This is a genomic window from Roseibium sp. (assembly GCF_050301095.1).
Classification (GTDB): Bacteria; Pseudomonadota; Alphaproteobacteria; order Rhizobiales; family Stappiaceae; genus Roseibium.
This window is the reverse complement of record NZ_JBNKYW010000200.1, coordinates 16065-27373: the sequence shown is the minus strand read 5'-3', so window position 1 is coordinate 27373 and position 11309 is coordinate 16065. Positions and strand designations below refer to the sequence as shown.

Annotated in this window: 7 protein-coding genes; 1 reads left to right on the top strand and 6 read right to left on the bottom strand. The window is 61.4% G+C overall.

Features of this window, described 5'->3' with window-relative positions; genetic code table 11:
- The 6 genes from ACQY7U_RS18100 to ACQY7U_RS18075 all read right to left on the bottom strand — a co-directional run.
- Positions 1-1874, bottom strand: a 1874-nt coding sequence (locus ACQY7U_RS18100; protein ID WP_428647343.1) for an ABC transporter substrate-binding protein, incomplete at its 3' end; no start/stop codon positions are given.
- A complete protein-coding gene (locus ACQY7U_RS18095) occupies positions 1871-3757 on the bottom strand; it encodes a dipeptide ABC transporter ATP-binding protein (RefSeq protein ID WP_428647340.1) in 1887 nt (628 codons plus the stop codon). The genes ACQY7U_RS18095 and ACQY7U_RS18100, both read right to left, overlap by 4 nt.
- 193 nt (positions 3758-3950) lie before the next feature.
- A complete protein-coding gene (locus ACQY7U_RS18090; RefSeq protein WP_428647338.1) occupies positions 3951-5831 on the bottom strand; it encodes an adenylate/guanylate cyclase domain-containing protein in 1881 nt (626 codons plus the stop codon).
- A 134-nt stretch (positions 5832-5965) separates the two neighbouring features.
- Positions 5966-6559, bottom strand: a complete 594-nt coding sequence (locus ACQY7U_RS18085; protein WP_428647335.1) for an NUDIX domain-containing protein — start codon at positions 6557-6559, stop codon at positions 5966-5968.
- Between the two features lie 14 nt (positions 6560-6573).
- Entirely contained in the window at positions 6574-7749 is a 1176-nt protein-coding gene (locus ACQY7U_RS18080; RefSeq protein WP_428647332.1) for a CaiB/BaiF CoA transferase family protein, read from the bottom strand.
- 42 nt (positions 7750-7791) lie between these two features.
- A complete protein-coding gene (locus ACQY7U_RS18075; RefSeq protein ID WP_428647329.1) occupies positions 7792-8289 on the bottom strand; it encodes a class I SAM-dependent methyltransferase in 498 nt (165 codons plus the stop codon).
- Positions 8290-8514: 225 nt separating this feature from the next.
- Between ACQY7U_RS18075 and pepN the strand changes: the two genes are divergently transcribed.
- Positions 8515-11160, top strand: a complete 2646-nt coding sequence (pepN, locus tag ACQY7U_RS18070; protein WP_428647327.1) for an aminopeptidase N — start codon at positions 8515-8517, stop codon at positions 11158-11160.
- Positions 11161-11309 lie beyond the last annotated feature (149 nt).

Genomic DNA, 11309 nt, shown 5'->3' with positions numbered 1-11309 from the left:
AAGAACTCATCCATGCGGTGAATGCCGAAATGAGCTCCCGGATCCCAACCGTAGATGCCTTCCATCGGCACGTTTTCCAGCCCCTTGATAACGACCGGCTGCCGGACGCCCGACACCAGACCGATATGAATGGTTTCGTCGGCATGGATCTCAAGGATTTCCTCCCAGATCCCTGCCCGCTCTTCCGGTGTCCTGGAAACGAGCCAGGCCTTGTAGAGCTCGACCAGGCGTTCTGCCGGTGGCCAGTCCGGCTTTTCACCGCCTTCGCCGCCGGTCTCGTGGTAGTCGCCCCAAGCGTACCATTCCGTCCTGTCGCCATGAACGGGAACATAGTCTTCCGGCGGCATTTCGGACGTCGGGATGCCGTTTTCAAATCCCCACCAGACAGACATCAGCAATTCGCCCGAAATGGCGCGTTCGCGCATGTTGTCGCGCTGGCTGGGTTTCGGGAACATCTTGACGCCGATCTGCTTCCACATCTCCGTAACCAGCTCCAGCGCATCGTCCTGAACCTGTGCCTCGCCGGAGGTTTCCACGATGATCTCCAGAGGCCGTCCGTCCGGCATCAGCCGGGTTCCCTCGCCATTGCGCTCCGTCAGACCGATTTCGTCGAGAAGGGCATTGGCTCGATCCGGATCGAATTCCGCCCATTTGGTCGTGTATTCAGCCTTGTAGAGCGGGCTGGCGGCCAGGACGGTATCATTGCCCGGCGTTCCCAGACCGAAGAACAGAACCCGGTTGATAAGATTGCGGTCGATCCCGAGCGACAGGGCGTGGCGGAAGCGCGTATCACGCAGCAACTCCCGCCAGACCGGATCCTTGACCGTCAGGTTCGGCAGGATCGAGATCTCGGAGCCCTTGGTGTTGGACCAGAGCGCCGTGATGTAGCCGTTCTGCTTTTCGCCCTTCTTCAGGACCGTGATGTCGGAAAAGTTCAGGTTACGCGCCTGCAGGTTGCTTTCCCCCGCCTGGGCCTTGGCCGGGATCAGCTTGCCGTCGGCGACCGTCATGATGACTTCATCGAGATAAGGCAGCTGCTGCCCCGCGGTATCGACCCGGTGATAATAGGGGTTGCGTTCCAGCACGAAGCGCAGGTCGCTGTCGTCACGCGTGCGCACCCAGGGCTGCAGGCTCGGCATGTTGACGTTCTTGGCGTTGTACATGTCGTCCTTCTTGTTGTGCAGCGGTGCCCAGCTGCGTGCCTTCACCTTTTCGGCCTGTTTGGCGATATAGTCCGGATCGCCGTACTTCTCGTGGAAGTTTTTCAGGTAATGGGCGGGACGGTAGATGAAGGGCGGCCGCGACTTTGCCAGCTCCGGCAGGAACAGCGGGTTCGGTTCGTCCCAGGTGAAGCGGACTGTGGTTTCGTCCAGCACCTCGAACTTCGGCCCCTTGCCGTTGACCATCAGGAACGGCGGCAATCCGGACGGCGTCAGGCTTTCGTTGCTGACGATATCCTCGAAATAGTAGCGGATGTCCTCGGCCCCGAAGGGATGACCGTCTGACCACTTGTGCCCCTTGCGTGTGTGCAGGGTGAAAATGCGGCCGTCCTCGACATCAAAGGATTCCAGGATATCCGGGACCAACTCGAGCTTTTCGTTGTAGCCGACGAGCCGGGCGTAGCCCCAGACATTGATCAGGCGCACATCCTTGGCGCGGCCGATCAGCGTGTCGATCGAACCTCCCGGAATGCCGGTCTTGCGGCCCTTGGCCTCCAGATCCACGATCAGGGGCTCGGAGGGAAGGCGTTCGGCCACCGGCGGCAGCGTCGGATCGATCCCCGGCGTTTCTTTCAGCTCCAGCGCGGCGGAAGGCGCCGCGAAGAAAGCTGCGGCCAGGAACAGCCCTGCCCGTATGGTGTTCGTTTGCATCATGCTGCAGTCCCCTCGAGCGCCCCGGCATTCTTCAGGCCAGGTGCGCAGACATAGTGATCCGGTTCCAGTTCCACGAGCGACGGCGGTGTGCCATCGGTCAGGCGGAAGGGTTCCGGCCAAAGATGCGGCTCCGACGCCTTGTTGGCATCGAGAGCGGCAAAATCCAGCGGCGCCGACAGATCCGGTTCGGGAACGGCGGACAGCAGCGCCTTCGTATACGGGTGAAGCGGGTTGCCGACGACCTCACGGGTTTTTCCGATTTCCACCAGACGGCCACGGCACATGACCGCGACCCTGTCGGCGATATAGTCCACCACGGCCAGGTTGTGGCTGACGAACAGATAGGTCAGGTTGAGATCCCGCTTCAGGTCCTGAAGCAGGTTCAGGATCTGCGCCTGAACCGACACGTCGAGCGCCGAGGTCGGTTCGTCGCACAATAGAAACTCAGGATTGAGGGTCAGCGCGCGGGCGATACCGATGCGCTGGCGCTGCCCGCCCGAGAAGGAATGCGGATAGCGGCGCAGGTACCGCGGGTCGAGGCCGACGAGGTTCATCAGGTGGCGAGCCTTGTCCGCCCGCTCTTCCGGTGTTCCGATCCCGTGAATTTCCAGCGGTTCCATCAGCGTGTCGTTGATCGTCATGCGCGGATTGAGGGAAGAGAACGGATCCTGGAAGATCAGCTGCACCTGACGGCGGTAGGCCATCAGTTCCGCTCCCCTGAAGCCGGCGATGTTCTCCAGCCCCTTGCCGCGATTGTAGAGGACTTCCCCGCCCTCGACATTGATCGCCCGCAAGATGGCCTTCGCGGCGGTGGTTTTGCCGGAACCGGATTCGCCCACGAGGCCGAGGCATTCGCCCCGCCGGATGGTCAGGTTGACCTGGTCCAGCGCCGTCATCGTCTTGGTCTTGCCGCCAAACAGCGAACCCTTGCGCAGGGTGAACTTCTTGGTGACGTCGCGCATCTCGACGAGCGGTTCGCCGGGATTGACGTAGCAACGTGGCCTTTCGACGAGGAGATCCTCGGATTTCAGTTCGATGGGCCGGATCGGTACGAGCCGCTCGGACTTGTCCATCTGGAAGCTCGGCACCGCATTGAGCAACGCCTTCAGGTAATCGTGCTTCGGGTTGGAGAAAAGCTGCTGCGCCGTGCCTTTTTCCATGATCCTGCCGTGATAGATCACTGCGATTTCGTCCGCCATATTGGCGACGACGCCGAAATCGTGGGTGATTATGAGCACCGACATGCGAAGCTCCGACTGGACCTCGCGGATCAGCTTGAGGATTTCCGCCTGGATGGTTACGTCCAGCGCGGTGGTCGGCTCGTCGGCGATCAGAAGCGCAGGCCGGCAGATCATTGCCATGGCAATCATTGCACGCTGGCGCAGGCCGCCGGACAGTTCGAACGGGTAGGTGTCGAGTGCCCGCTCCGGATCGGGAAACTGCACCAGGCGGAGCATTTCCTTCGTGAGTTCGCGGGCTTCCGCGCTCGAGGCATTGCGGTGAAGAAGGGCCGCCTCGCCGATCTGGTCGCCGATGGTGTGCAGAGGCGACAACGAGGTCATGGGCTCCTGAAAGATGATCGCGACCCGGTTGCCGCGCAGGTGCCGCATTTGCGGCCCCTTGCGTTCCAGCGTCGCGATGTCCACGGGCGGTTCGGCGCCCGTCGGATCGGCCAGGATAACTTTTCCCGAAGTAATCGTTGCCGCTTGTGGCAGCAGGCCCATGATGGTCTGCGAAATGACGGTCTTGCCCGACCCGGATTCCCCCACGAGCGCAACGGTCCGGTTTTCGGGCACGACGAAGGAAACATCGTCGACCGCCCGGATTTGGCCCTCCGCAGTCTCGAATTCGACTGTCAGTCCCTCGATCGAGAGAACATTCACCGCACTTTTCCTCCCCCGGCAAGGATTGTCTGCGTGTGGCTTACTAAGCCCTTATTGCAATATAAAGACAACCAAATTCGCCACAGGATAGCAATGCAGAAAACCTGTTCCGGCTTCCGTGATCTGGATCACAGTCGAGAAAATTCTTTTTTCCGTTCAGAATCTTGTCCGGTTTTACCGGCAACTCCGCCTGCTATTCTGCCGCGGTCACCGGAACACTTTGCGCCTGGTCCTCACCGGCTCCTGCCACAGGGAAGGGATCGAGCACAAAAACCTCCATGGCACCGCTGCGGCCACGCAGCAGATGCTCCCCGACCGGGCGCAGGTGCCGTTCGGAGGGAATTTGCCTGACAGTGTTCGAACTCGCCAGGATGGTTACCTCAGGTTCGCCTTCGACCTCCTTGCCGAGGGTCTGCAGGCGTTCGGCGGCATTCACCGTATCTCCGACGACTGTATAGTTCCAGCGATCGAGCGCGCCGACGTTGCCCACGACCGCAAGTCCGGTGTGAATGCCGATGCGCAGCCTCATCTGCGGCCGGCCTTCGGCGGCCGCCGTTTCATTGGCCTTGTGGAAGGCCACGGCAATCCGCCGGGCGGTCTTGACCGCGGCCTCGGCGTGATCGGGCCGCGCGTCGGGCGCGCCCCAGAAGGCGAGCATGCCGTCGCCCAGGAACTTGTCGACCGTGCCCCCCTCGCCTTCAACCGCTTCGACCAGAATGGCGAAATGATCGTTGAGCAGGCGCGCTGTCTCTTCCGCGCTCTTCTGCTCCGACAGGGCGGTAAAGCCGACAATATCGGTGAAGAGGATCGTCAGTTCCGCCTCGCGGGCCTCGGCCGCATTGCCTCCGCCGAGGCGCATCAGCTTGATGAACAGCGATCGCGGCACATAGGTGTTCATGGCTTTCAGGCCTTCCACCATGGAATTGAAGGCCACGGCGACCTGATCGAGCTCGGCCACCCGGCTGCGCGGCAGGGGGTCGACCTCGTTCAGGGAAAGACTGCCGACGCGTTCCGACTGAACCGCCAGCTTGCGCAGGGGCCGGGCAACCCGCCGGCCGATCCAGAAGGCAATCAGAACAGAAATGATCAGTGCGCCGACACCGACGAACATGGAGCCCGCCAGGCGCTTCACCTCCCTGGAGACCGTCGCGCCGCGGTAATACTGGCCGATGACCCAGGGCTTGTCGCTATAGCCCCCGATGACGGCCTTCATCATGATGAATTCCTCGCCTCCGGCTTCGACAAAGGATACATCGATGCCCAGATCCGCAGCTTTCCTGAATTCGTCCAGCCGTTCGGCGTCGACCATGGCGGCCAGTACCGGGTCGCCCGCCTCCTGCCAGCGAGCAGGCAACTTGTCTCGGATGTCGCCTCCGGTCTGAAGCTGGCCCGCGTCCGAATGCATGATCACCTCGCCATCCCCGGCCAGGATAAAGATCGTGTTGTCCCTGCCCTCGTCCTGGGCGGAGACAATGGCGGCAAGGTCTTCCATCGAACTCGCAGCCGTCAGGATGCCGACGACCTCGCCACCGCGGACAAGCGGTACGGACACATTGGCAAACAGCCCGACATCGTAGCGAACAATCTGCCCCCATGTGGGCGGACTGTCAGCGGTCAGCTTCGGAAGTTCCTGCACATCCATGCCTGGTGGCGGCGCATCCGTTTCGATGCGCCAGAGCTTGCCGTTCGCGGCCCGGTAGACCCCGATCCGTCTTCCGTCGCCCCCCGTGACGGCGAGCGTGCTGATGTCCTTGTTGGATTTCAGGGCAATCGACAAATCCGCAAGGGTTCTTTCCGCATCATCGAACCCTAGCGTGCCATCGTCGAAATAGGGTTTCAGTCCGACGACCGCATTCTCGACGGATCTGAAATGGGTCAGCAGCTGGGTTTCCAGAACCTGGGTGCTCAGGATGGTCTTGTCGTTGAGCAGCGAGAAAGTGTTCCGGAAGTTCGCAGTTACGGAGAGGCCAAGCACCAGACCGATGGCAATCGCCACAAACGCACCGAATCCCACCCCGACGACGGTCGTCAGGGGCCACTTCAGATGCCGTTTGCTGCGTTTCATCTTCGCCATCAGGCGGTTACCTCTTATTGGGCCATATGCGAAAGGACCCGGCTAGCCGGCTGGAAAGCAAGCTTACCTGCCAAAGAGTTGGCGTCAAATTATGGCACCAGGAAATAAAACCGGCACAAACCTCACCGACAGGTTCAGCCCGCGTCGGGTGTCAGCTTCCTCAGAGCCAGCTCCTGCAAGAGGATTATGGTTTTGGCGTCGCGGATGCCGCCGGACCGGATCATCCGCAGGGCTTCCTCAAGCGGAACATGCAAAACCTCGATGTCTTCTCCCTCGTCTTCCGCGCCGCCGCCGGGGGCGACCTGATCCTTCAGGTGGTATGTGCCTGTGAAGAAGGAAAGGGCCTGGGTCACGGATCCGGGGCTCATGTAGGCGTCGAACAGGAATTCGAGGCGCGACACCTCGAAGCCGGTTTCCTCCATCAGCTCCGCCCGCATCCGCTCCTCGGGCTGCGCGCCCTCCAGCAGGCCCGCCGGAGCCTCTACCATGAAAGGGTCCTTGCCGCTCAGCCACACCGGCAGGCGGAACTGCCGGGTCAGGAGAACGCAATCCGTGTCCGGATTATGGAGCAGGCAGGCAACACCGTTGCCGCAATCATAGGCTTCGCGTATCTGCGGCTGCCATGTTCCGTCCCGGCGCAGGTATTCGATCCCGTAACGGGTCAACGTCCCCCAGGCGTCCGCCAGAACGCTGGTTTCGACGACTTTGAGAAACTCTTCCTCAGCCATGTCCCCTCCGGATATCAGCTGGATTTCAGTCCGAGTTCGGCCAGGATCTCATCCGTATGCTCGCCCAGAGCGGGTGCGGCCCGTTCCAGCACCAGTTCGCCATTGCGGAAGCTGATAGGCGTGCGCACGGACGGCACGTGGCCGCCCTCCACTCCGGTTGCCGGCAGATCCACTTTCAGGCCGCGGTGCGTCACCTGCGTGTCGTTGAAGACATCTTCCACCGAGTTGATCGGCCCTGCCGGCACCCCTTCCATTTCCAGGGCGGCCAGCAGATCGTCGCGCAGGCGGGTTGCGGTCTCCTCCGCCAGGATCGGAACCAGCTCCGACCTGGAGGCGACACGGGCCGCATTGGTCGCGAATTTCGGCGTTTCCGGCAGCTCCGGCCGGCCGAGAACGGCGCAAAGACGCCTGAACTGGCCGTCATTGCCGACCGCAATGATCAGGTGACCGTCCTTGGAGGGAAAGACCTGATAAGGCACGATGTTCGGATGGGCATTGCCGAGGCGCTTGGGCGCCTTGCCGGAAACAAAATAATTGAGGGCCTGATTGGCGAGCACGGCGACCTGGGCATCGAGCAAGGCCATGTCGACCCACTCGCCTTCCCCCGTCTCGTCCCGGCGCCTGAGGGCGGCCAGAACGCCGATCACGCCGTAGAGACCGGTGAAAATGTCGGCGAAGGCGACACCGATCTTCTGCGGATCGCCCTCCGGCTCGCCGGTCAGATCCATGATGCCGCCCATGCCCTGGATCATGAAATCGTAGCCCGCGCGATGGGCATAGGGACCGTCCTGTCCGAACCCGGTGATCGAGCAATAGACGAGCTTCGGATTGACCTTCCGGAGGCTGTCGTAGTCGAGCCCGTATTTGGCGAGGCCGCCAACCTTGAAGTTCTCGATCACGACATCTGCGTCCGCGACCAGACGCCGGACGATTTCCTGGCCTTCCCCGGTCCGGAAATCGACGGTGATCGAACGCTTGCCCCGGTTACAGGCGTGAAAATAGGCTGCGTCCCGGTCTGCCCCCGTCTCGTCCCGGACAAAGGGAGGCCCCCAGCCACGGGTGTCGTCACCCTGCGGCGCTTCCACCTTGATCACGTCCGCTCCGAGATCCGCCAGGGTCTGGCCAGTCCATGGCCCTGCCAGAATGCGGGCGAGTTCAATTACCTTGATGCCTTTGAGCGGCGCGGTCATGTTGGCGTCCTTGAAATTCAGCCGGCAAGCCTGCAGGAATGATCAGGCTTCCGACGTCTTGCGGTAGATGTGATAGCGGCCCGGGTGAATGCCGCCCGGCTTTTCCAGCGTCTCGAAATTCTGCAGGTCGAGTTCTAGCGCGGTCAGCACATAGCCGCCGACGGCCATGCGTTCGTTGACGAGCGGTGCAAGCCAGTGAACGATCGCCAGATCGTTGGTCGGATCGGCCGAACCGATGTCGATATGGGCAAAGGACGCCCGTGCACCGACGCGCGGACCGCAAAAGGCCAGCGTATCCCTGATATCGCCCAGGATCATGTGTTCCGCATCCGGCGCGCAGCTCGGATGACAGTTCATGGCGAAATCGAAAACGAAGATTTCCTTGTCCGGGTAGATCTCGCGCAAGTGATCATAGGTTCGGCCATTGCCGAGCCCCAGCTCCAGAACGGGACCTTCAACCTCATTGACCTTGTCGACCAGATATTCCAGCAGGATTTTCTGGGAGGTCATGCGGCGGATAAAACTGTCCAAACGGCTCATAAAAAAGGTCCCTGTAACTGACAACGCCTCTCACATAGACAATGGCTTGCCCCAGGTCAAAACACGCCGGCGCAAATGAACAGGGTTATTTGTCTCATCTGCCCGCAAACGTCGGGCAGAAACAGGACTTTGCCACAATCGCCGATCATGGTAACGCCTTGACCTTGCCCGGCATCGCCCCCTCGTATGCCGTTCATGGACTTGCAGAATTTTCAGGAGAACCAGATGCGTTCCGAAACGGCGCCCGCCATCCGGCTGGAAGACTATCAACCGCCCGCCTACCGCATCGACAAGGTTCATCTGGATGTCCGGCTCGACCCGCAGGCCACCATGGTGACTGCCACCCTGGCCCTGGCAAAGGCGGAAGGAACCGCGGACGGGACGCCGCTGATTCTGGATGGTGACGAACTCGTGCTGACCGGCCTGAAGCTGAACGGACAGGACCTGCCCGCCTCCGCTTATGAGGCGACCGCCGAGCGGTTGGAAATCTCGGCCCCGCCCGCGACCCCGTTCGAGCTGACGATCACGACGGAAATCAATGCGGAGGCCAACACCAAGCTGATGGGACTTTACCGGTCCTCCGGCACGTTCTGCACCCAGTGCGAAGCCGAGGGCTTCCGCCGCATCACCTATTTTCTCGACCGGCCGGACGTGCTGGCGGTCTATACGACCCGTCTCGAGGCCTTGAAGACGGACTGTCCGGTGCTGCTCGGCAACGGCAATCTCGTCGAGACCGGCGATGCGGAGACGCCCGGGCATCATTATGCGGTCTGGCACGACCCGCATCCGAAGCCGGCCTACCTCTTCGCTCTCGTTGCGGGCGATCTTGCGCGCCATCCCGACACATTCACCACGGCGTCCGGCAAGATGGTCGAACTCAACATCTTCGTCGAACACGGCAAGGAAGGCCAATGCGGCTGGGCGATGGATTCGCTGAAACGCTCCATGCGCTGGGACGAGGAGGCCTTCGGGCGGGAATACGATCTCGATGTCTTCAACATCGTCGCCGTGTCGGACTTCAACATGGGCGCGATGGAGAACAAGGGCCTCAACATCTTCAACGACAAATATGTCCTGGCCGATCCGGAAACGGCGACCGATCAGGACTACGCCAATATCGAGGCGGTCATCGCCCACGAATACTTCCACAACTGGACCGGCAACCGCATTACCTGCCGGGACTGGTTCCAGCTTTGCCTGAAGGAAGGCCTGACGGTTTTCCGCGACCAGGAATTTTCCGCCGACATGCGCTCGCGTCCCGTCAAGCGGATCGCCGATGTGCGCCTCCTGAAATCGCATCAGTTTCCGGAAGACGCCGGCCCGTTGGCTCATCCCGTCCGCCCGCGGGTCTATCATGAAATCAACAACTTCTACACCGCGACCGTCTACGAGAAGGGTGCCGAAGTCGTCCGTATGCTGAAGACGCTGCTGGGTGCGCAGGCCTTCCGGGCCGGGCTCGACCTCTATTTCGACCGTCATGACGGCGAGGCCACCACCATCGAGGCGTTTCTGGCCTGTTTCGAGGAAGCGGCCTCGACCGATCTCAGCCAATTTGCGCTGTGGTACGAACAGGCCGGCACGCCTTTGGTGTCCGTTGAAACAAGACATGATCCGGACCATGAGACCTTCACCGTTTCCCTGTCGCAGGAGATCCCGCCGGTTCCGGGCCAGAAGTCCAGCAAACCGGCCGTCATTCCTCTTCGCTTCGGCCTGATAGGCCCCAACGGAGAAGACATGGACCTGACGCCTGCGGACGGGTCCCAGGCGTCGGGCGACGTGCTTGTCCTGACCAAGGCGCAGCAGGACGTGACCTTCAGGAACGTGTCCTCCCGTCCGGTCCTGTCGCTGCTGCGCGGTTTTTCCGCACCAATCCGGCTCAATCAGAAGCTGGGATCGGAGGACCTTCTGTTTCTGGCGGCCCAGGACAACGACCCCTTCAACCGCTGGCAGGCGGTCCAGACCCTGGCGATGCAGGACCTTGTGCGGCTGTCGGAGGCCACCCGGCGTGGTGAACCCGGAATGCCTGCCCAGGAAGTCCTTGAGGTCTTCAGTGCGGTCATGAGGGATGCCTCGCTGGACGACGCTCTCAAGGCCCAGACGCTGACGCTGCCGAGCGAGGCCGACATTGCCCAGGAAATCGGCAAGGATGTCGATCCCGATGCCATCCACGCGGCGCGGCAGCTGATGCGCCGTGCGCTTGCCCGTCAACTCGGGATGGACCTTGTTCCCTACGTCCATGCGCAGACCCACAACGGCGCCTATTCGCCCGACGCGGAGGCCGCGGGCAAACGCGCCCTCTCCAACCGGGCGCTTCACTACTACGCTGTTTCGGGGGCGGAAGATGCCGACCAGATTGTCTGGGACAGGTTCCGTACAGCCGACAACATGACGGACCGCCTCGCCGCGCTGACACTGCTCGTACACGATCACATGGCGCAAGAAGATGTTGCCCTGGAGGCTTATCGGACCCGGCACGAAAAAAATTCGCTGGCGATGGACAAGTGGTTCATGACCCAGGCCATGGCGCCGGGCAGCGAGACCCTTGCCAGGGTCCGGGTGCTGATGACCCATCCGCTCTACGACGCCGGCAATCCGAACCGGGTCCGGGCGCTGCTGCAGTCGTTTGCCACCGGAAACCCGACGCAGTTTGCCCGGTCCGACGGAGCCGGTTTCAAACTGATTGCCGAATCGGTTCTGGCACTCGACAAACGGAATCCGCAAGTTGCCTCGCGTCTCCTGACCAGTTTCCGGTCCTGGCGCGCGCTTGACCCACAACGTTCTGCCCTTGCCGAATCTGCCCTCCTGAGGATTTCGTCATGCGAAGATCTATCAAGAGACAGCCGCGATATCGTGGACAGAACATTGCAGTAGCCTGCAATACTGGGAAAGGTTAACGCGAGAGCAGAAAAACGCGGCTCACGTTAACCATTTTCTTCTTTGCCGACTCTAGACAAAAACAGACGATTTGATTCAAATGGAAGTGATTCGGGGCAAGCTCCGATGCGGCGGAAACTGAGGCA

Bases quoted from the DNA above. Each gene is read 5' to 3' on its own strand.
- ACQY7U_RS18090 (WP_428647338.1), bottom strand. From the start codon at position 5,831: ATGGCGAAGATGAAACGCAGCAAACGGCATCTGAAGTGGCCCCTGACG.
- ACQY7U_RS18085 (WP_428647335.1), bottom strand. From the start codon at position 6,559: ATGGCTGAGGAAGAGTTTCTCAAAGTCGTCGAAACCAGCGTTCTGGCG.
- ACQY7U_RS18080 (WP_428647332.1), bottom strand. From the start codon at position 7,749: ATGACCGCGCCGCTCAAAGGCATCAAGGTAATTGAACTCGCCCGCATT.
- ACQY7U_RS18075 (WP_428647329.1), bottom strand. From the start codon at position 8,289: ATGAGCCGTTTGGACAGTTTTATCCGCCGCATGACCTCCCAGAAAATC.
- pepN (WP_428647327.1), top strand. From the start codon at position 8,515: ATGCGTTCCGAAACGGCGCCCGCCATCCGGCTGGAAGACTATCAACCG.